The organism is Sorangium sp. So ce385 (genome assembly GCF_051474135.1).
GTDB lineage: Bacteria > Myxococcota_A > Polyangia > Polyangiales > Polyangiaceae > Sorangium > Sorangium cellulosum_D.
Map to the genome: position 1 here is coordinate 4,945,184 of NZ_CP150337.1, position 19,810 is coordinate 4,964,993.

A 19,810-nucleotide genomic window follows, 5' to 3' on the forward strand; every position below is an offset into this window, starting at 1 on the left:
CGCCCACAGGATTCGGAGGAAAAAGATGTCAGGAATTTCCTGTATGATTTTTCCGGGATCCTCCGGCGGCTTGCCGCGGAGCCCGCCCGTCGTCGACCGGCCACCTCATGTCGGCGAGCTGGCCCGTGATGCGCAGGAGCATCTCGCGCAGGGACGTCGCGGTCGCGCGGTCCTGTGGGTTATGTCGTAGACATGCGTACATGAACGCCGCGACGTCGGCGGTCCTCGGGTCGTCGGCGAGGCGTTTGACCGGCGCTGGGAGCCCGTCGTGCGTGATGTGCGCCGTGATGAGGGCGACCTCCGTCGGCGCGTCGAACAGCGTCTTGCCGGTGAGGATCTCGTAGGCGAGGCAGCCGAAGCTGTAGATGTCGGCCGTGAGCGGGGTCGCGGTGGCCCCGGGCGGAACGACGCCCCAGATCTCGGGGGCGCCGTAGCAGCCGGTGGCGCAGCCGGGCCGGATGTGGCGGCCGGCGAGGCCGAAGTCGACGAGCACTGGCTCCCGCCCCCCGCGCAGGATCACGTTGGTCGGCTTGATGTCGAGGTGCCCGACGCCGACCGCGTGCATGGCCTCCAGCCCGGCGAGGACGCCGTCGAGCAGCGCCACCGCGCTCCGCGAGGTGAGGCCCCGCGCGTCGAGCAGCTTGTCGCAGCGGATGCCCTCGATGAGCTCCATCACCAGGATCGGCTTCGGGCGGGCGCCCGCGTCGAACGTGACGAAGCGGGCGATGTTCGGGTGATCGGGCAGCGAGAGGAGCGCGCCCGCCTCCTCCCGGAACAGGCGGAGGAAGTCCGCCTCCGAGACGCTCCGGGCCGCCGTGTGATCGTACTCGGGCACCTTGAGGGCGAAGCGCTCGGCCGACGGATCGTGCCGCTCCTCGGTGCGGGTGACGACGAACACCGTGCCGAGCGAGCCGCCGCCGAGCTGGCGGTGCACGTAGAAGCCGCCGAGCGTGCGGCGGCTCGGCAGCCACGCGGGCAGCGGCTGCTCGGACCGGGCGACCCCGCCCGGCGCGCTCGGCCGCCGCACCGGGAGCTGCATGACACGCGGCACGACGAGGGCGACCACGTCGGCGAGCGCGCCCGGGATGCTCGCGCGCGCGGCCGAGACGAGCGCCTCGACGGGCGCCGCGACGCTCGCCTCCGCGTCCGCTTCCTCCTGCAGCGCGACCTCGATCGCGAGGCGCAGCGGCTCGGCCGCGCCGGAGGGCGGGGAGGGCGGGTGGTCGCCGCAGCGGCGGCGGGCGCCGGCGGTCAGCTGCCCGAGGCGCGTCAGGGCGTCCTCCAGGGCGCTGAGCGGCGAGGCGTCCGCGTCGCCGTCGCCCGCCGCGGTGAGCGCGCTGAGCGCGCGGGCCGCGTTCAACGCCCCGAGCGCGCGCGCGAGGCGGGCGAGCGCGCCGCGGACGATCTCGGTGCGCTGCGACGCGCCCGCCGGCAGCGCCGTGACGAGCGCGTCGAGGGCGGCGATGCGCTCGAGCGCCGCGCGCGCGCGCTCGGCCTCGGCGAGCTCCGCGTCGAGCGCCCCCTTCCGCGTCGACCGGAGCGACACCGCGGCCTCCTCGTCGTTCGGCGCGCGCGCGCCGCCCTCGCGCCCGCCGCGCGCGAACCGCGCGTAGGCGCGCAGGAGCTGGGCGACGTCCGGGTGCATGCTCGCCTGGCCGAGCACGTCGAGGTCGTCGGGGTCGCCGCCGCGCATCGCGGCGTGCAGGAAGATGTCGGCCGCGTCGGCCGCGCCCTCGCGCACGAGCGCGTCGAGGCCGCGGGCGACGGACGCGGCGATGGCGCGGCGGAGCGACGAGCCGCGGTCGGCGCGCAGCCGGTCGAGCAGCACGCCGATGGCGCCGGTCCAGCGGGAGAGCACGCGCGCCTTGAGCTCCGGCTCGCCGCCGAAGTCGGTGCTCTCGCCGTCGATCAGGTGGATGAGCGCGCGGAGGTTGCGCTGGTGCACGGTCACGTGCAGCGGCGGCGAGGCGCTCGAGCCGGGCCGCGCGGCGGACCCCTCGGCGCGGAGCAGCCACCGCGCGAGCCGCTCGTCGAGGTCGTCCAGCGAGGCGACGCCGGTCGAGTCCTCGCTCGGCCGGCGGTTCAGGAGCAGGAGGCCCTTCAGCAGGCCGGAGCCGAGCAGCTCGGCGTCGAGCTCGCGCACGAGCCCCACCGCGGCCCTGCGCGCCGCGGCGCTCTGCGCGTCGTCGAGATCGCAGAGCTCGATCTCCTCGAGCGCGCCCACGACCTCGGCCGCCAGGGCGTACGCCTCGAGCGCGCGGCCGTGCGCCTCGCGCGGCCCGGTCTCGACGAACGCCGCGACGGCGCCGTCGAGCGCGCCGCGCAGCAGCGCGACCCCGGCGCCGTCCATCGAGAGATCGCGGTGGACGACGCGCGCGAGCGCCGCGAGGCCGTCGTCGCGGGCGTGCGCGCTGGGCGGCGCATCGATCGCGTCCTCGAGCGCGCGCGCGCACCGCGCCGCCGCGCGGGCGCCGAACGGCTCCCCGCGGCTCGTCACGCCGCGCAGGTCGCGCCGGAGCTCGACGATCGCCTCGGCCGTCGCCATCGGGGCCGCGCGCGCGATCTCGTCGAGCAGCGCGTCGGCGGCCTCGGGCTCCGCGTCGGCCGCGACGGGGAGCCCCCACACCATCGCCGTGGCGATGCCCGGGTCCTGCGCGAGCAGCGGGCTCCGGAGGAGCTCGACGGCGCGGCCGAGCGCGCCGTCCGGATCCACGGCGGCGCTCGCGGCGAGCGACGCGGCGCCGCGCCGCCACTCGGTGGGGGAGAGATCGTGGGCGAGCAGGCCGCGCACCTCCTCGGCGAAGTCGGGCAGCACCCCCGCGAGCAGGCCGCGCGCCGCGGCGACGTGGCGCCACACGAGCGGCTCGCGATCGGCGAGGAGCGTCTGCCACGCGAGCGCGATCCCGTCGGCGCTGCGGTCGAGATCGCGCCGGCGCCCGTCGCTCACGTTGCGGAAGAGCCGGAGCGGGAGGTCGTCGCCCTGCATGGCCCGGCGGGTCGCCTCGCGGGCGGCGCGCTCGAGGAGGCGCGCGGCGAGGCGCCGCTCCGGCAGGGAGCCGGTCGAGGGCGCCGCGATCCAGTCGCGCGACAGCTCGCGCCGCGAGGCGAGCAGCAGCGCGAGCGGATCGACCGGGATGTCCGTGCCCGCGGGGAGCCAGAGCGAGAGCATCACGCGGGCGCGGATGCCGGCGCCGGAGAGGCCACGGGCCGAGCCGGCCGCCATGCGCGTGGCGAGGGCGACGAACGTCGCCGCGTTGCCGGCGTAGAGCTGGTTGAGCACGCGCCGGCCGAGCTCCCGCCGCTCGGGCCCGAGCGGCAGCGCGCCGGCGATCTCGTAGAGCGCCACGCTCGCGGCGGCCGGCGCGAGCCAGCTCAGATCGTCGAGCAGCCCGTCCGCCATGGCGGTCTGGACGCTCCGGAGCAGGCCATCCGGGCTGAGGGAGTCGAGCGGGGTCGAGCCGTCGAGCGCGTCGACGAGCGCGAGCGACGCGATCGTCTGCCGGAAGAGCGCGCGCCGGACGTTCGGGTCGTCGTGGGACGTGAGATCGACGAGCCCTTCGAGGTATTCCGCGCGCGGTCGCATCGACAGGTGGCGCAGTCTAGCGCGACGGCGCGCCGGCCCCCCTCCCACGCCGCCGCAATCCTCGCGCGTCATGGAACCTCCCACCTCGATCCGGAGCGCGCGCGCTCCGCCGGGCTCCGATTGAGCCACCTCCCCCTACGATGATCGGACCGGCCGGGGGCGCGCCCTCGCCGCGCTTTCCGCGGAGTCGCCCGGGGTGACCACGTTGTGGACGAGGCCGGCGCGCCGGCGCCGTCGTCGCGCGACGCGCGGGCGGCCCGGGACCTCTCGGGCCCGGCCGCCTCGGCCGTTGGCGGGCGCGACAGCGCGCTCGGCCCGCGCTGCGCGCTCGCCGAGGACGCAACCGGGCGCACTGGGCGAGCGCGCAGCGCGGGACGGCGCGGATCGAGCGGGTGGAAGTGAACCTCGAAGTGGGTTAAGCGGGACCGCGCGCGGAGCCCGCCGCCCTGCGCGTCCGTCGCGCGGGGGCCGCGCCGAAGAGCTGGAATGCAGGGAGACGTGGAACAGCAGGGCTTCTCGTTCGACCTCGGCGCGCTCCGCGCGGCGTACGCCCGCTTCCTCGCGCCCGTCGAGGGCGCGGCGCCGCGCATCCTGCTCACGGGCCATTCCCATCAGGCGTGGCCCGACGTGGCGCGCGACGCGCTCGCCGCGTGCTTCGACGACGCCGCGCGGCTCGTCGACGACAAGTGGGACGACGCGGTGTTCCCGAAGCGCGCGGCGGTCGGGGCGGCGATCCTGGAGCGGATGGGCTTCGATCGCGGCGACGACATCGCCTTCGGCCAGAACACGCACGAGCTCGTCTACCGGCTGATCTCGTCGCTCCCTCGGCGCGATCGTCCGCGGATCGTCACCACCGACGGCGAGTTCCACTCGCTCCGGCGCCAGCTCGCGCGCCTCGCCGAGGACGGCGTCGAGGTCGCGTGGGTGAGCGTCGAGCCGCGCCACGCGCTCGCCGATCGGCTGCTCGCCGCGCTCGTGCCGGGCACCTCGATGCTCGCGATCTCGGCCGTGCTCTTCGAGAGCGCCACGGTGGTGCCGCGCCTCGACGAGATCGTCGCGCGCGCGGCCGAGGTCGGCGCCGTGCCGCTCGTGGACGCCTATCACGCCTTCAACGTCGTCCCGATCGCGTGGGGGAGCGCGACGCCTCACGTCTTCGCGGTCGCGGGCGGCTACAAGTACGCGGCGATGGGCGAGGGGCTCTGCTGGATGCGCGTCCCGCGCGGCTGCGCGCTGCGCCCGGCCTTCACCGGCTGGTTCGCCGACTTCGGCGCGCTCGCGGGCGGCGGCGGCGTCGGGTACGCGCCCGGGGGCGCGCGCTTCGCGGGCTCCACGTTCGACCCGTGCGCGCTCTACCGCGCCGCCGCCGTGCTCGATCACTGGGATCGCTTCGGGCTCACCGTCCCGCGGCTGCGCGCGATCTCGCTGCGGCAGACCGGGCGCGTGCTCGGCCACCTCGACGCCGCGGGCCGCGGCGGCGACCTCGTCTCGCCGCGCGAGCCCGAGCGGCGCGGCGGCTTCGTCGCCGTCCGCGCCGCGCGGGCGGGCGACGTCGTGCAGCGCCTCCGCGCGCGCGGCGTGCTCGTCGACGCGCGCCGCGACGTGGTCCGCATCGGCCCGGCGCCGTACCTCACCGACGCCGAGATCGACGCCGGCGTCGCCGCCCTCGTCGAGGAGCTCGACCGCTAGCTCCGCCGCCGACGGACGCTCGTTCCATCCCATCCCCTCGACCCCGCCTTCGCCTTGATCCCGGCGTACAGGCCACGCTATTTTCTGAATATGACTATCAAGTTCACGCGCGGCCGGTGGACGCTCGCCATCCTGTGCCTGGCTGCCGTGCTGCTGCGGGCGCCGCTGGCCCGCGCGGATCAGGGCGATCCGCCGGAGGTCGAGGCGCAGCGGCTCGTGCACATCCTCGGCTACATCGGCGCTGACTACGGCGGCTCCGTCGCGAACGGGGTCGTCACGGTGCCCGACGAGTACGCCGAGCAGCTGTCCCTCGCCGCGGACGGCGCGAAGATCGCGGCGCGCATCCAGCCGTCGATCCCGGCCGGGCGCGAGTTCGATCTCGCGGCGCGCATCGCGAAGCTCCGCGAGCTGCTCGATCGGAAGGCGCCGCCCGCGGACGTCGTCGCCCTGATCGCGGGGCTGCGCGCCGAGCTCGTCGGCGCCTTCCAGATCGAGGAGGCGCCGCGCGCCGCGCCGAACGCGGCGCGGGGCAAGAGCCTCTACCTGGAGCACTGCGCGACGTGCCACGGCGAGACCGGGCGCGCGGACACCGCCCGCGCGGCCACGTTCACGCCGCGCCCCGTGAACTTCCACGACCCCGAGCGCGGCGAGGCGATCGCCCCGTACCGCGTCGTGAGCACGGTCCGGTTCGGCGTCGACGGGACGGCGATGGTCCCGTTCAACTTCCTCTCCGACGCCGACCGCTGGGATCTCGCCTTCTACGTGCTGGCCCTGCGCCACGCGGGCGTCGCGCCGGCGCCGGCGGGCGTCGCGCCGGCCTTCACGCTCGCCGAGCTCTCGGCGCGCACGGACGCCGATCTGCGCGAGGAGCTCCGCAGCGCCGGCGTCCCGGCCGACGCCGAGGCCGCGGTGCTCGCGGATCTGCGGCTCCGCGCGCCGTACGAGGATCGCGCCGCCCGCTCCCCGCTGGGCCTCGTGCGCGTGAAGATCGAGCGCGCGCGGCAGGCGATCGCGCGCGGAGAGCGCGACGCGGCCCGCGGGCACCTCATCGACGCGTACCTCGAGGGGATCGAGCCGATCGAGGCCCCGGTCCGCGCCGCCGACGCCTCGCTCGCCGCGGCGCTCGAGGCCCGCAGCATGGAGCTCCGCGGCCAGCTCGAGCGGGGCGCGTCCCCGGCCGAGATGGGCGCCGCGATGGACGCGCTGCTGCGCGACGTCGGCCGCGCCGAGTCGCTCCTGTCGCCCGCGTCGGCGCCGAAGAGCTTCGCCTCGACGGCCCTCTCGAGCGCGGGCATCATCCTGCGCGAGGGGGTCGAGGCCGCGCTCCTCATCGCCGCGCTCCTCGGCCTCGCCGCCCAGGCGGGGCTCGCGGACAAGCGGCGCTTCGTGCACTTCGGCTGGATCACCGCGATCGGGCTCGGGATCCTCACGTGGATCGCCTCGGCCCGCCTCGTCGCGATCTCCGGGGCGCAGCGCGAGCTCATCGAGGGGGTGACGGCGCTCCTCGCCACGGCGGTGCTCTTTTACGTGAGCTACTCGCTCCTCGCGAAGCGCGAGGTCGCCCGCTGGATGAAGTTCTTGAAGCAGCAGATCTCCCCGCGGCGCGCGGCGCTCTCGCTCTTCGGCGTCGCGCTGCTCGCCGCGTACCGCGAGGCGTTCGAGACGGTGCTCTTCTACCAGGCCCTGCTCGCCTCGAACGCGTCCGCGAGCGCGGCCGTCGCGGGCGCCGTGGTGGGCGCGGTGGTGCTCGTCGTGCTGGTCGCGGCGTACACGCGCGCCGGCAGGTTCGCGCCCCCGCAGGTCTTCTTCCGCATCTCCAGCTACCTCCTCTACGCGCTCGCGGTCATCTTCGCCGGGCAGGGCGTGGCCGCGCTCCAGATGGCCGGCAAGGTGCCTGTCCACGCGCTGCCGTTCGGCAGCGTGCCCGCCCTCGGCATCTTCCCGACCGTCGAGACGCTGGGAGCGCAGCTCGTGCTGCTGATCCTCGCGCTCGTCGGCATCCTCGCGGAGCGCCGCCACGCGAACGCCACGCCGAAGCCGCCCGCGCCGCCTGCGCAGATCGCCCCCGGCCCTGCCGCCTGACCGTCGCCGCCGCCGCGGCGTCCTCGCCGCGGCGCTCAGGGTTCGCTGTGGACGCGCGGCGCCTCGGGGTACAGCGACCGGAGCCCGCGCCACGCGACGGCGGTCGCGCTCTCCGCGGGCTCGGCGAGATCCCACTCCAGGTAGAGCTTGTCGCCGTCGTAGCAGCCGAAGCTCGTCGACAGGCAGAGCATCGGCTCGCGCTCGATCGCGTACCCGGAGCGCGCGACGTCGTGCCCGAAGACCGCCACGCGAGCGTCCGGGTCGAGCGCGCGCAGAAAGGCGTAGGCGCGCTCGCTCGAGGTGCTCCGCGCCCAGAGCAGCGCGCCGAGCGTCCCCTGCAGGCTCATCTCCGACAGCGGCACGTCGAGGAAGCCGTCGAGCGGGAGCCGGTCCAGGTCCTCCCGGCTCTGGATGCGGGCGTGCGGCGCGGCGTGGAGCATGACCAGCCGGGCCGCGCGTGCGACGGCGACGAACGGCCATCCGCGGAACCAGCTCCGCATCGCCAGCGTGTCCTCCGGACCGAGGAGCTCCTCGAGCCGCTGGGCCTCGTCTGGAAAGAACTTCGCCACCACCGGACCCCCCACGTGCGCGTGCTCGTGGTTGCCGAGCAGGTAATGGACCCTGCCCGGGTGCCGGTCCGCGAGGCTTCGCGCCTTTTTCAACAAGGTCACGGAATCGCCTCGGTAGAATGAACCCAGGTAGTCGGGCCATTCACCCTCGTCGAGCTCGGGCCCGTGGACCAGGTCGCCCGTAATGACGAGCACCGCCCCGTCAGGGCCGGCCGCCGCCTGCTCGAAGATCTCGGCGATCCGCTCGAAATCCGCGACATTGCCCTGAAAGTCGGTGGCGACGATCAGTCTGCCCCGCTCAGGGAGGTCGACGACACGCTGCACGTCTCCAGCATAGCCGAACGTCCCTGCCTTCGCCTCGCGCGAACTGAGCCCGAGCCGCGGCGCCGCGCCGGCCGGTTGCTGATTCACTTGCAATCCGCCAGATCGTCCAGATTCGTTGCAATACTACAGCGGCACTGTCCCTTGGCGGGGCATCTCGCTCGGGCTAGGCTCCGAGCTGTATGCAAAACCGGAATCTTTCAGCGTGGGTGGACGAGGTCGCGCGCCAGACGCGGCCCGATCGCGTCGTCGTGTGCGACGGCTCCGAGGCGGAGAACCGGGCGCTGATCCAGGGGATGCTGAGCGACGGCACGCTCATCGCGCTCAACGAGGAGAGGTACCCCAACTGCTATCTTCACCGGAGCGACCCGACCGACGTCGCCCGGACTGAGCACCTCACGTTCATCTGCACGCGCGATAGAGAGGATACGGGCCCGACGAACAACTGGATGTCGCCGGAGGAGGCCTCGCAGCGGGTCGGGCGGCTGTTCGACGGGGCGATGAAGGGGCGGACGATGTTCGTCGTTCCGTACCTGATGGGCCCCGCGGGGTCGCCGTCGGCGAAGGTTGGAGTCGAGATCACGGACAGTCCGTACGTCGTCGCCAACATGAGGATCATGACCCGGATGGGCCGGGTCGCGCTCGAGGCGCTCGGCGGCTCCGAGGACTACTGCCGGGGGCTGCACTCGCTCGGCGACCTGAGCCCGGAGCGCCGGTTCGTGTGCCACTTCCCCGCGGAGCGGCTCATCTGGAGCATCGGCTCCGGGTACGGCGGCAATGCGCTGCTCGGGAAGAAGTGCTTCGCGCTGCGCATCGCGAGCACGATGGCGCGCGACGAGGGCTGGTTCGCGGAGCACATGCTCATCCTCGGCCTGGAGGACCCGGAGGGCCGGGTGACGTACATCTGCGCGGCGTTCCCGAGCGCGTGCGGGAAGACGAACCTCGCCATGCTCGTGCCGCCGGCGTCGCAGAAGGGCTGGAAGGTGTGGACGGTCGGCGACGACATCGCCTGGCTCCGGATCGGCCCGGATGGCCGGCTGTGGGCGATCAACCCCGAGGCCGGCTTCTTCGGCGTGGCGCCCGGGACGAGCTCGAGGACGAACCCGAACGCCCTGGCGACGCTGGCCCAGAACTCGATCTTCACGAACGTGGCGCTCACGCCGGAGGGGACGCCGTGGTGGGAGGGCTTCGACGGCCCGGCGCCGCCGGTGCTCACCGACTGGAGGGGTCGCCGGTGGACGCCGGACAGCAAGGAGCCGGCGGCGCACCCGAACAGCCGGTTCACGTCGCCGGCCCGCCAGTGTCCGTCGATCTCGCCGGCGTTCGACGCCGCGGCGGGCGTGCCGATCTCGGCCATCGTCTTCGGCGGCCGGCGCGCGCGGCTCGCGCCGCTCGTCTGCGAGGCGCGCGACTGGGCGCACGGGGTCTACCTGGGCGCGACGATGGCCTCCGAGACGACCGCCGCGGCCACGGGCCAGGTCGGGGTCGTCCGCCGCGACCCGATGGCGATGCGCCCGTTCTGCGGATACAACATGGGCGATTACTTCCGGCACTGGGTCGAGCTCGGCCACGGGCGCCCGGGGTTCCCGAAGATCTTCCACGTGAACTGGTTCCGCCAGGGCGCGTCGGGCAAGTTCCTCTGGCCCGGCTTCGGGGAGAACCTCCGCGTCCTGCGCTGGATCCACGGGCGCGTGAACGGGAAGGCGCAGGGGCGCGAGACGCCGGTCGGGATCATGCCGGCCGACGGTGAGCTCGATACGAGCGGCCTCGACCTGAACGCGGAGGCGATGCGCGAGCTCTTCGCCATCGACCGCGACGCGTGGCTGGAGGAGGCGCGCGACCGCGAGGCGTTCCTGGAGTCGTTCGGCGCGCGCATCCCCGAGGCGCTGCTCCGGCAAAACCGGGACCTCGTGGCCCGGATGCAGGCGTGAGCTAGCGCCGCCCCCGAGCGGACCACCCATCCCCCACACCCATCGCGAGGTCCGGAGCGGCGTCGAGCACGCCGCTCTAAGGACGAGCTCGTCCGTTCTGTGCTGAGGACGGTCGGGAATGTCTTGACGCCGCTCCAGGTTGGCCCACACAGTTCCTTCAAAGAATTTTGAAACTTTCATGAGCCCTCCCAACGACATCCAGCGCCAGGCGGAGCTGCTCGCGGCGGAAGCGATCGGCGACGTCATCGAGCACTGGGGCTTCCGCCGCGTGCTCGGGCGGATCTGGACCGTCCTGTTCATCGCCGGCGGAGCCCTGTCCGCCGCGGAGATCGGCGAACGGCTTCAGGTTTCGTCCGGTGCGATGAGTATGTCGCTGACAGAATTGCAAAGGTGGGGTGTAGTACGAAGGGTATGGAAACCGGGAGAGCGGAAGGAGTTCTTCGAGGCCGAGACGGACTTCTGGAAGATGATTTCCAAAGTGTTCGCCGAGCGCGAGCGGCTCATCGCCGACTCCGTGAGGGAACGCCTCGAGCGCGCGTCGGCGTTGCTCGAGAGCCTGCCTCCCACCGACGCCACCCGGTTCAGCCTCGACCGGGTGGAGCGGCTCCTCTCGTTCGTGATCGTCGCGCAGACGGCGCTCGACGGGTTCATCAAGAGCAGGACCGTCGATTTTTCGCGGTTCGGGGACCTGGTCCGGTTCCCCATCCGGGCCGTTCGGTCCCGGCGAGGCGCCTAGCGGGCGCGTGATTTCGGAGAGCTCGGACGCCACGTGGGCCCCGCGCGGTGCGGGGAGCGCGGGCGCTCGTGCTTCCAGGTGGAGATGGGATGACTGCGACAACAACGTTTACTGGGACGGTCCAGCGGAGCGATGTCGTCTCGAGCCTCGGAGGCATGTGCGCTGGGCGAGGGCTCGACACGCTCGCCGCGCGCCTCGCGGAGCTCAGGCGCCTGCTCGACGGGGACCTCGCGGACGTGGAGCGCGAGCTCGCGAAGGTCGGGCTGGACGGCGAGACGCCGGCGCACCAGAGCGCGCGGCACCTGCTCGGGCTGAACGGCAAGCGGCTGCGGCCGATCTGCGTCGCGCTGGCCGCCCACATCGGCGGCGGCTTCAACGAGGCGGCGCGGACCTTCGCGGTGGCGGTCGAGCTCGTCCACAACGCGACGCTGCTCCACGACGACGTCGTCGACCTCGGCGACCGCCGGCGCGGCGCCGACGCGGCGCGCGTCATCTACGGCAACGCCGCCTCGATCTTCGGCGGCGACTACCTCCTGCTCGACGCGCTCTGCAAGATCCAGGCGGTGGGCATGCCCGACGTGCTCGAGCGGGTGCTCCAGGTGGTCAAGGAGATGGTCGTCGCCGAGGCGCTCCAGCTCGCGTCGCGCGGCCGCGTGCGCACGAGCACGAGCGAGTACTTCCAGATCGTCGACGGCAAGACGGCCTCGCTGTTCCGCTGGGCGATGTTCGCCGGCGCGCGCGCGGGCGGCGTGAGCGAGCCGCTCTGCAAGGCCCTCGAGGGCTTCGGCACGAGCCTCGGGGTCGCGTTCCAGCTCGTCGACGACGTGCTCGACTTCGCGGGCGATCCGGAGACGACCGGCAAGGCGCTGCTCACGGATCTGCGCGAGGGCAAGATGACGTACCCGCTGCTCCTCGCGATGGAGCGCGACCGCGAGCTCACGCCCGCCCTCGAGGCGCATTGCGCGTCGGAGGAGGCGGCGGCGCCGCCGGAGCTCAGCCGGCGCATCGCGCAGATCATGGTCGAGAAGCGGGTCGTGGACGACTGTCTGGAGCTCGCGTCCCGGCTCTGCGGGGACGCGGTGCGGAGCATCGAGCCGCTCCCGGAGAGCCCGGCGAAGGCGGCGCTGGAGGGGGTCGCGATGTCGACGCCCCGGCGGAGGCGGTGAGCGGCGATGACGGATTTACCGATGCAAGGCGGAGGGCGCGCGCCGCTCCCGCGAGCGCGCGCGGCGCGCGGAGGCAGCCGATGAGCCAGAACGTGTCCAGCCGCATCAGCGGGTTCTACAAGCGGTGCCTGGAGGACAGGCTCCGCGCGATCCAGGCGCTCGGGCTGCTCGACGAGGACGCGCTCGCGCACCTCGCGAGCGGGGGCGGGCTGCCGACGGCGGTGGCCGACCGGATGTGCGAGAACGTCATCGCGACGCACGCGCTCCCGCTGGGCCTCGCGCTGAACTTCCGCGTGAACCAGCGGGACGTGCTGGTGCCGATGGCGGTGGAGGAGCCGAGCGTCATCGCCGCGGCGTCGAACGCGGCGCGCATGGTCCGCCTGTCGGGCGGCTTCTCCGGCGAGGCGGACCCGCCGATCATGACCGCGCAGGTCCAGCTCGACGACGTGCCCGATGCGGAGGCGGCCGCGGGCCGGCTGGAGGCGGCGCGCGCGAGCCTGCTCGCGGCCGGCGACGCGGCGATCCCGAGGATGGTGGCGCGCGGCGGCGGCTGCCGCGACCTCGAGGTGCGCGTCCTGTCGGCGGAGCTCGGCGTGCTCGTCGTGCACTTCTACGTCGAGGTCGGCGACGCCATGGGCGCCAACCTGGTCGACACCGTGGCCGAGGCGGTGGCGCCGCTCGTGCAGCGCATCGCGGGCGGGACGATCGGCCTCCGGATCCTGTCGAACCTGACCGTCCGCCGCCTCGTGCGGGTGACGGCGACCGTCGCCGACGACGCGCTCGGCGGCGCGGACGTGGCGAGCGGCATCGCGCGGGCGAGCCGCTTCGCGGAGCTCGATCCGTACCGGGCGGCGACCCACAACAAGGGCTTCATGAACGGGCTTGACGCGGCCGCGGTCGCGCTCGGGCAGGACTTCCGGGCGATCGAGGCGGGCGCGCACGCGTACGCGTCGATGAGCGGCCGGTACCGGCCGATCAGCACGTGGGAGCGCGTCCAGGGCGGGCTCGTGGGCCGCGCGGAGTTGCCGCTCGCGGTCGGGACGGTGGGCGGCTCGACCGAGGTGCACGCCGGCGTGCGCGCCGCGCTGCAGCTCGTGGGCGCGAAGAGCGCGCGCGAGCTCGCGGTGGTGCTGGCCTCCGTCGGGCTCGCCTCGAACCTGGCGGCCCTGCGCGCGCTCGCGAGCGAGGGCATCCAGCGGGGCCACATGCGGCTCCACGAGCGGAAGCGCGCGCTCGCCGTCACGGCGCCGGGGGGCAGCGAGGCGGCCGCTCCGTCCAGCGACGGCAAGCGGTTCGCGCCCGAGCGGGCCGAGGCGCCGCGCGCGGTGCAGCAGGCGGAGGGCGGGACATGAGCCAGACGGATCAGGGCGAGGCGCCGCGCGGCGGGCGCCGGTTCGGCACCGGCGAGATGTTCGACGGGATCGCCGAGCGGTACGACCTCTTGAACCGGATCATCTCGCTGGGGCTCGATCAGGGCTGGCGGCGGCGCGCGGTGCGCTCGCTCGAGCTCGCGCCCGGCGCGACGGTGCTCGACCTGGCGACCGGCACCGGCGATCTCGCGATCGAGATCGCGCGGACGCACGACGTGAAGGTCGTCGGGGTCGACCCGTCGCAGGGGATGCTCGGCGTGGGCCGGCGGAAGGTGGAGGCCGCGGGGCTCGCCGGTCGGGTCGAGCTCGAGGTCGGCGACGCGGAGCAGCTGCGGTTCGGCGACGCGAGCGTGGACGCCATCTCGATGGCGTTCGGGATCCGCAACGTGCCGGACCGCGCCCGGGCGCTCCGCGAGATGGCGCGCGTCACGCGGCCGGGCGGGCGGATCGCGATCCTGGAGCTCAGCGAGCCGCGCGGGGGGATCATGAGCAAGCTCGCGCGCTTCCACATCCACACGGTGGTGCCGTACGTCGGCGGCGCGATCTCCGGGCGGGAGGAGTACCGGTACCTGCAGGACTCGATCGCGAGGTTCCCTCCGCCGGACGAGTTCGCGGAGCTGATGCGGGGCGCGGGGCTGCGCGTGCTGAGCGTGGAGCCGCTGACGATGGGCGTCGTGTGCCTGTTCGTCGCGACGCCCGAGGGGGCCTGAGGTGCGCGCGCGCGCGGGCCTGCGGAGGCGGTGATGAGCGGCTCGAACCTCCACTCGGCCTGGGCGCAGCTGTTCGTCCGCGCGCTCTCGCAGGCCGGGGTGCGCGACGTGGTCCTCTGCCCGGGATCGCGCTCCACGCCGCTCGCGATCGCGGCGATGGAGAGCGAGGAGGTGCGCTGCCACAGCGTCGTCGACGAGCGCGCCGCGGCGTTCTTCGCGCTGGGGCAGGCGCGCGTCACCGGGCGGCCCAGCGCCTTCGTCTGCACCTCGGGCACCGCCGGCGCCCACGCGCTGCCGGCGATCATCGAGGCGCACCACAGCTTCACGCCGCTCATCGCGATCACGGCCGACCGCCCGTGGGAGCTCGCCGACGCGGCGGCCTCGCAGACCATCGATCAGATGAAGCTCTTCGGGGACCACGTGCGCCACTTCGCCGAGCTCGGGCTGCCGGATCCGTCGCCCCTCGCGCTGCGCGCCGTGGCGCGCATCGCGGCGCAGGCGGCCCTGCGCGCGCTCGCCCCGACGCCCGGCCCGGTCCACATCAACGCGCGCTTCCGCAAGCCGCTCGAGCCGGTCGAGGTGGCCGGGCCCGAGCCGTGGCAGGTCGAGTGGGAGGCGCTGATGCGCCGCGCCGGGCCGCGGGTCGTGCCGGCGCGCGCCGGGGTCGACGCGCGGGCGATCGAGGAGATCGCGGCGCGGTGCGCGCGCGCCGAGCGGGGGCTCATCGTGTGCGGCCCCGCCCCGAGCCGCGAGGACGACGCCCGCGCGCGCCGCGCGGTGCTCGCGCTGTCGCGGGCGACCGGGTTCCCGGTGCTCGCCGAGGGCACGAGCCAGATCTACTTCGGGGGCGTCGTCGAGGGGGTCGTGATGCCGGCCTCGTTCGACGCGTTCCTCCGCGCGCCCGAGTTCCGCGCGGCGAACGCGCCCGACCTCATCCTCGAGCTCGGGGCCCCGCCGACGTCGGCCGGGTACGCGACCTACATCGCCGAGCACGCGGGCTGCCGCCGGTTCGTGGTGGCCGCGCACGGCTGGAACGATCCGACGAGCGCCGCGGCCGCCCTGGTCATGGCCGAGCCGACGGACGTGTGCGAGGCGCTCGCGGCGCGCCTCGCGGGGGCGGCGGTGGACCTCGGGCGCGGGCGGCGAGGCTGGGCCGCGACGTTCGCGCGCGCCGGCGAGGCCGCGGCGGCGCAGGCGGCGCGCGCGTGCGCCGGGGACGAGCTCACGGAGGGCGCGATCGCGCGGGCGGTGGCGAGCGCGTGCCCGGAGGGCTCGCTGCTCGCGATCGGCAACAGCATGCCGGTGCGCGATCTCGACACGTACTGCCCGCCGTCGGCGCGCCCGCTGCGCGTCCTGCACCAGCGCGGGGCGAGCGGGATCGACGGCCTCGTGTCGGGGGCGGCCGGCGCCCGCGCGGTCGCGGCCGCGCCGGTCACGCTGCTGCTCGGCGATCTCAGCCTGCTGCACGACCTGACCGGGCTGCTCCTCGCCGCGCGGGCGGCGGGCGACGGCGGCGCGCCGCTCGTCGTCGTGGTGGTCCAGAACGACGGCGGCCGCATCTTCGAGCACCTCCCCGTCGCCAGGCGCGGCGCCGATCTGCTCGATCGGGGCTTCACCATGCCGCAGCACCTCGAGTTCGCGCCCGCGGCGGCGATGTTCGGGCTCGCGTACGAGCGCGCCGATACCGCGAGCGGGCTCGCCGATGCCCTCGCCGGCGCGCACCAGCGGCCCGGCGCGACGCTGATCGAGGCGGTGGTGCCGCCTCACGACGGCGCCGCCCGCGTGGCGCGGCTCTGGTCCGACGTCCGGCGCGAGGTCGCCGCCCTGAGCAGCGCGCCGGCGGCGGAGGGGGCGGCGGCCGATCTCGAGCCTTCCTGAGCGGCGCGCGCGCCGAGAACCCCGAGCTTGCCGAGAGGGATCCACGGTCATGAACCAGAGCAACGCGAACAGAAGCCCCGCACCCGAGCCCCCCGCGCGCGAGGCGCCCGGCGAGGACGGCGCGCCGCGCTCGCGCGATGGCGCCCCCGTAGGCGGGCGCGGCGCCCGCGAGCAGGGGAGGGGATCGTGAGCGCGGCGGCGGCCTCGCAGGCGGCCGGCGCGGCGGCCGCGGGCGGCGTGCGCCCCGGGTCGCTCCGGGCGTGGCTCCTCGCGTGCCGGCCGGCGACCCTCACCGCGGCGCTCGCGCCGGTGATGGTCGGGACGGCGGTCGCCTACGCGCTCGGCGGCATGCGGATCGGCCCGGCGCTCTCGGCGCTCGCGGGCGCGATGCTGATCCAGATCGCCACGAACTTCGCGAACGACGTCTTCGATCACGAGAAGGGCGCCGACACGCACGAGCGGCTCGGCCCCACCCGCGCGGTGCAGGCCGGGCTGCTCACGCCGCGGCAGGTGCGCGTAGGGCTGCTCGTCACGATCGCGCTCGCGCTGCCGTTCGGGGTGCACCTCGCGCTCGTGGGCGGGTGGCCCATCGTCGCGATCGGCGTGGCCTCGATCCTCTCCGGGATCGCGTACACCGGCGGCCCGTACCCGCTCGGCTACCACGGTCTCGGCGACGTCTTCGTGTTCGTGTTCTTCGGCCTCGTCGCCGTCTGCGGGACGGCGTTCGTCCAGCTCGGCGCGGTGCCGCCGCTCGCGTGGGCGGCCGCCGTGCCGGTCGGCGCCATCGCCACCGCCGTGCTCGTCGTCAACAACGTCCGCGATCGCGACACGGACGTCGTCGCCGGCAAGCGCACGCTCGCCGTCCGCTTCGGCCGCAAGGCGGGCGTCCTCGAATACGCGATGCTCCTCGCGGTCGCCTACGCGGTGCCCGTCGCGCTCGCCGTCGGCGAGGGCCGGCGGTGGACGCTCCTCGTCTTCGCCACGTTCCCGCGCGCCGTGCGCCTGCTCCGGGTGCTGGCGACCACCGACGGCCGGCCGCTCAACGAATGCCTCGCCGGGACGGCGAAGCTGCTGCTCGCCTACGCGCTGCTCTTCTCGCTGGGCCTCGCGGCCCAGCTGCATGGGTGATGCGCGTCGCCGCCGCCAGCCTTGCGCCGCGGGCCCTCGAAGGGGCGCGCCGGGGCCTCGTGCTGTCGCTCACCGACGACGAGGGGCGCGTCGGCCTGGGCGAGGCCACGCCGCTCCCCGGCTTCTCGCCCGATACGGGCGACGATGTCGAGCGCGCGCTCGCCGAGCTGCCCGGGGCGCTCGGGGCGATCGACGTGCCCGGCGGGGACGCGGCGACGGCGGCGGCGGCCCCCGCGATCCTGCGCGCGGTCGAGCCGCTGTCGTCGCGGCTCTGCAGCCTGCCGGCGGCGCGCTTCGCCCTGGAGACGGCGCTGCTCGACCTGGTCGGCCAGCGCCTCGGGCTGCCGGCGTCGGCGTGCCTCGGCGGAGACCGGCGGCGCGCCGAGGTTCGGGTGAACGGGCTGCTCGCGACGTCGGCCGCTCTGCCGGAGATGCTGGCGAGCGCTCGCGCGCTCGTCGCGCGCGGCGTCCAAGCGATCAAGGTGAAGCTCCGCTCGCGCGGAGACGAGGGGTTCGCCCGCGATCTCGAGGCGCTGCGCGCGCTGCGGCGGGAGCACCCGTCGATCGAGCTCCGGCTCGACGCGAACGCGGCCTGGTCGCTCGCGGACGCGCCCCGCCGGCTCGCCCTCCTCGCGCCGCTCGAGCCCCGCTTCGTGGAGCAGCCGGTCGCGCCGGAGCTCCTCCACCGCCTCGGCGCGCAAGCGGTCCCGTGGGCGGCCGACGAGTCGCTCGCCGCCCCGGGCATGGCGGAGCGCCTGCTCGAGGCGGAGGGCTGCGCCGCGTTCATCCTGAAGCCGGCGATGCTCGGCCTCCTGCGCGCGCACGACCTCGGCCGGAGGGCGCAGGAGCGCGGCCTCGGCGCGGTGGTGACGCACCTCTTCGACGGCCCCGTCGCGCTCGCGGCCGCGTGCGAGCTCGCGCTCGCGCTGCCGCGGCCGCCGCTCGCATGCGGCCTCGACGCGCACGCGGGCCTCGCGGCGTGGCCCGCGATCCGGATCCCGCAGCTCCGCGAGGGCGGGCTGGTCGTGGCCGGCGATGGGCCCGGGCTCGGCGTCGGACCATGGACGGCCTGAGCCTCCTCGAGGCCGCGCGCGACCCCGCGGTCGCCGCGCGGACGGCGCTCGTCCACGGCGGCTCCGAGGCGGACGCGCCGCGCGAGATCGACGTCCCCGGCCTCGGCGTCGGCCCCGGCGGCGCCCTCCGCTTCGGCGACCTCGCGCCCGCGGTCGCGGCCGTGTGCTCCCGGCTCGCCCGCGCCGGGGTAGGGCAGGGCGCTCGCGTGGCGCTCGTCGCCCCGAACGCGATCGGGACGGTCGTGGTCCTCCACGCGCTGCTCGCGCTCGGCGCCGTCATCGTCCCGATTCACCCGCGGCTCACGGACGGCGAGGCGAGCGTCCTCGTCGACGACGCGCGCCCCGACCTCGTGCTGCGCGAGCCCGCGCTCGCCGCGCTGCTCCGCGACGCGGGGCCGGAGCTCGCCGCGCTCCGCGATCGCGGGCCGCGCTCCGCCGAGGCGGCCGGCGTCCCGCCGCCGGATCCGTCCGGCGATCTCGCGATCGTCTACACCTCGGGCACCACGGGGCGCCCCAAGGGCGCGGTGCTGCCGCGCCGCGCGTTCCTCGCCGCCGCCGCGGGGAGCGCGGCCAACCTCGGCGTGCGCGACGACGATCGCTGGCTGCTCTGCCTGCCGCTCTGCCACGTCGGCGGCCTCTCCATCGTGACGCGCTGCCTGCTCGCGCGGCGCGCCGTCATCCTCGCGCCCCGCTTCGACCCCGCGTCGGTGCTCGCCTCGATCGTCCGCGACCGCGCGACGCTGCTCTCCGTGGTGCCGACGATGCTGCTCGCGCTCCTCGAGGCCGATCGCGACAACGTCCTCGCCCGGCTGCGCGCGGTGCTGGTCGGCGGCGCGGGCGCCCCGGAGAGGACGCTCGACGAGTGCGCGCGCCGCGGGGTCCCGGCGCTCACCACCTACGGCCTCACCGAGGCGTGCTCGCAGGTCACCGTGCAGCGCCCGCGCGATCCGCGCGCCCGCGAGCTGGGCTCCGGCGCGCCGATCGCCGGCGTCGAGCTGCGCATCGAGGGCGCCGGCGGCGACGGCGTGGGCCGCATCGAGATCCGCGGCCCGGTGCTGTTCCGCGGCTATTACCGCGGCCCGGGGCGCCCGCCGGAGCTCCTGGTCGACGGAGGCGGGTGGTTCGGCACCGGCGACCTCGGCGCGCTCGACGCCGCCGGGCGGCTGCACGTCGCCGCGCGCCGGAGCGATCTCATCGTGACCGGCGGCGAGAACGTCTACCCCGCCGAGGTGGAGCAGGTCCTCGCGTCGTGCGCCGGCGTCGCGGGCGCGGTGGTGTTCGGCGTGCCGGACGAGCGGTGGGGCCACGTCGTCGCGGCGGCGATCGTCCCCGACCAGGCCGCGCCCGGCGCGCCGGCCGGCGCCGCGCTCTCGCCCGCGCTGCTCGACGACCTCGCGGCCGTCGTCGCGGCGCGGCTCGCCCCGCACAAGCGCCCGCGGCGCCTCTGCGCCGTCGCGGCGCTCCCGCTGACCGCGGCCGGCAAGCTCGATCGCCTGGGCGCGGCGGCGCAGCTCGCGGCCGCGCTCGCGCCGTTCCCGGCGCGGTAGCGCGAGAGCGCGGCGCCGGCAGCCGCGCTC

General features: G+C 75.3%; 13 protein-coding genes. 11 read left to right on the forward strand and 2 right to left on the reverse strand.

What is annotated here, in order from left to right; translation table 11 throughout:
• Window positions 1-28: 28 nt before the first annotated feature.
• Entirely contained in the window at window positions 29-3,583 is a 3,555-nt protein-coding gene (locus tag WME83_RS18145) for a protein kinase domain-containing protein (protein WP_437320532.1), read from the reverse strand.
• 486 nt (window positions 3,584-4,069) lie between these two features.
• Here WME83_RS18145 and WME83_RS18150 point away from each other — a divergent pair, with 486 nt between their 5' ends.
• Both WME83_RS18150 and WME83_RS18155 read left to right on the forward strand, forming a co-directional pair.
• The gene (locus tag WME83_RS18150; protein WP_437320533.1) at window positions 4,070-5,269 is read left to right on the forward strand and encodes an aminotransferase class V-fold PLP-dependent enzyme; all 1,200 of its coding nucleotides are present in this window, start codon (window positions 4,070-4,072) and stop codon (window positions 5,267-5,269) included.
• A gap of 90 nt (window positions 5,270-5,359) precedes the next feature.
• Window positions 5,360-7,351, forward strand: a complete 1,992-nt coding sequence (locus WME83_RS18155) for an FTR1 family protein (protein WP_437320534.1) — start codon at window positions 5,360-5,362, stop codon at window positions 7,349-7,351.
• 35 nt (window positions 7,352-7,386) lie between these two features.
• Here the strand turns inward: WME83_RS18155 and WME83_RS18160 are convergent, their stop codons facing one another.
• Window positions 7,387-8,331 carry a metallophosphoesterase gene (locus tag WME83_RS18160; protein WP_437320535.1) on the reverse strand — a complete coding sequence of 315 codons (945 nt, stop codon included), beginning with the start codon at window positions 8,329-8,331 and terminating at the stop codon, window positions 7,387-7,389.
• 92 nt (window positions 8,332-8,423) lie between these two features.
• Here WME83_RS18160 and WME83_RS18165 point away from each other — a divergent pair, with 92 nt between their 5' ends.
• From WME83_RS18165 to WME83_RS18205, 9 genes are all read left to right on the forward strand, one after another.
• On the forward strand, window positions 8,424-10,172 hold the full coding sequence (locus WME83_RS18165) for a phosphoenolpyruvate carboxykinase (GTP) (RefSeq protein WP_437320536.1): 1,749 nt from the start codon (window positions 8,424-8,426) through the stop codon (window positions 10,170-10,172).
• A 178-nt stretch (window positions 10,173-10,350) separates the two neighbouring features.
• The gene (locus WME83_RS18170) at window positions 10,351-10,908 is read left to right on the forward strand and encodes a GbsR/MarR family transcriptional regulator (RefSeq protein ID WP_129575463.1); all 558 of its coding nucleotides are present in this window, start codon (window positions 10,351-10,353) and stop codon (window positions 10,906-10,908) included.
• An 89-nt stretch (window positions 10,909-10,997) separates the two neighbouring features.
• Entirely contained in the window at window positions 10,998-12,074 is a 1,077-nt protein-coding gene (locus WME83_RS18175; protein WP_437320537.1) for a polyprenyl synthetase family protein, read from the forward strand.
• Between the two features lie 80 nt (window positions 12,075-12,154).
• Complete coding sequence (locus WME83_RS18180; RefSeq protein WP_437320538.1) at window positions 12,155-13,426, forward strand: hydroxymethylglutaryl-CoA reductase, degradative; 1,272 nt, start codon at window positions 12,155-12,157, stop codon at window positions 13,424-13,426.
• Window positions 13,423-14,154: a bifunctional demethylmenaquinone methyltransferase/2-methoxy-6-polyprenyl-1,4-benzoquinol methylase UbiE gene (gene ubiE, locus WME83_RS18185; protein WP_437320539.1), complete on the forward strand. Its 732-nt coding sequence runs from the start codon at window positions 13,423-13,425 to the stop codon at window positions 14,152-14,154. Before WME83_RS18180 ends, ubiE begins: the two co-directional genes overlap by 4 nt.
• 33 nt (window positions 14,155-14,187) lie before the next feature.
• Window positions 14,188-16,032 (forward strand): 2-succinyl-5-enolpyruvyl-6-hydroxy-3-cyclohexene-1-carboxylic-acid synthase, encoded by a 1,845-nt coding sequence (menD, locus tag WME83_RS18190; RefSeq protein ID WP_437320540.1) that lies wholly within the window; start codon window positions 14,188-14,190, stop codon window positions 16,030-16,032.
• Between the two features lie 186 nt (window positions 16,033-16,218).
• Window positions 16,219-17,160 carry a 1,4-dihydroxy-2-naphthoate polyprenyltransferase gene (locus tag WME83_RS18195; protein WP_437320541.1) on the forward strand — a complete coding sequence of 314 codons (942 nt, stop codon included), beginning with the start codon at window positions 16,219-16,221 and terminating at the stop codon, window positions 17,158-17,160.
• Window positions 17,160-18,233 carry a mandelate racemase/muconate lactonizing enzyme family protein gene (locus WME83_RS18200; protein ID WP_437320542.1) on the forward strand — a complete coding sequence of 358 codons (1,074 nt, stop codon included), beginning with the start codon at window positions 17,160-17,162 and terminating at the stop codon, window positions 18,231-18,233. Before WME83_RS18195 ends, WME83_RS18200 begins: the two co-directional genes overlap by 1 nt.
• Window positions 18,221-19,780, forward strand: coding sequence for an AMP-binding protein (locus tag WME83_RS18205; protein WP_437320543.1), 1,560 nt, complete (start codon window positions 18,221-18,223; stop codon window positions 19,778-19,780). The genes WME83_RS18200 and WME83_RS18205 overlap by 13 nt, the downstream gene beginning before the upstream one ends.
• The last annotated feature ends 30 nt before the right edge of the window (window positions 19,781-19,810 follow it).

Excerpts from the sequence above, each read along its gene's own strand:
- WME83_RS18205 (WP_437320543.1), top strand. The coding sequence starts at position 18,221 with ATGGACGGCCTGAGCCTCCTCGAGGCCGCGCGCGACCCCGCGGTCGCC.
- menD (WP_437320540.1), top strand. The coding sequence starts at position 14,188 with ATGAGCGGCTCGAACCTCCACTCGGCCTGGGCGCAGCTGTTCGTCCGC.
- ubiE (WP_437320539.1), top strand. The coding sequence starts at position 13,423 with ATGAGCCAGACGGATCAGGGCGAGGCGCCGCGCGGCGGGCGCCGGTTC.
- WME83_RS18180 (WP_437320538.1), top strand. The coding sequence starts at position 12,155 with ATGAGCCAGAACGTGTCCAGCCGCATCAGCGGGTTCTACAAGCGGTGC.
- WME83_RS18175 (WP_437320537.1), top strand. The coding sequence starts at position 10,998 with ATGACTGCGACAACAACGTTTACTGGGACGGTCCAGCGGAGCGATGTC.
- WME83_RS18145 (WP_437320532.1), bottom strand. The coding sequence starts at position 3,583 with ATGCGACCGCGCGCGGAATACCTCGAAGGGCTCGTCGATCTCACGTCC.
- WME83_RS18165 (WP_437320536.1), top strand. The coding sequence starts at position 8,424 with ATGCAAAACCGGAATCTTTCAGCGTGGGTGGACGAGGTCGCGCGCCAG.
- WME83_RS18200 (WP_437320542.1), top strand. The coding sequence starts at position 17,160 with ATGCGCGTCGCCGCCGCCAGCCTTGCGCCGCGGGCCCTCGAAGGGGCG.
- WME83_RS18155 (WP_437320534.1), top strand. The coding sequence starts at position 5,360 with ATGACTATCAAGTTCACGCGCGGCCGGTGGACGCTCGCCATCCTGTGC.
- WME83_RS18170 (WP_129575463.1), top strand. The coding sequence starts at position 10,351 with ATGAGCCCTCCCAACGACATCCAGCGCCAGGCGGAGCTGCTCGCGGCG.
- WME83_RS18150 (WP_437320533.1), top strand. The coding sequence starts at position 4,070 with ATGCAGGGAGACGTGGAACAGCAGGGCTTCTCGTTCGACCTCGGCGCG.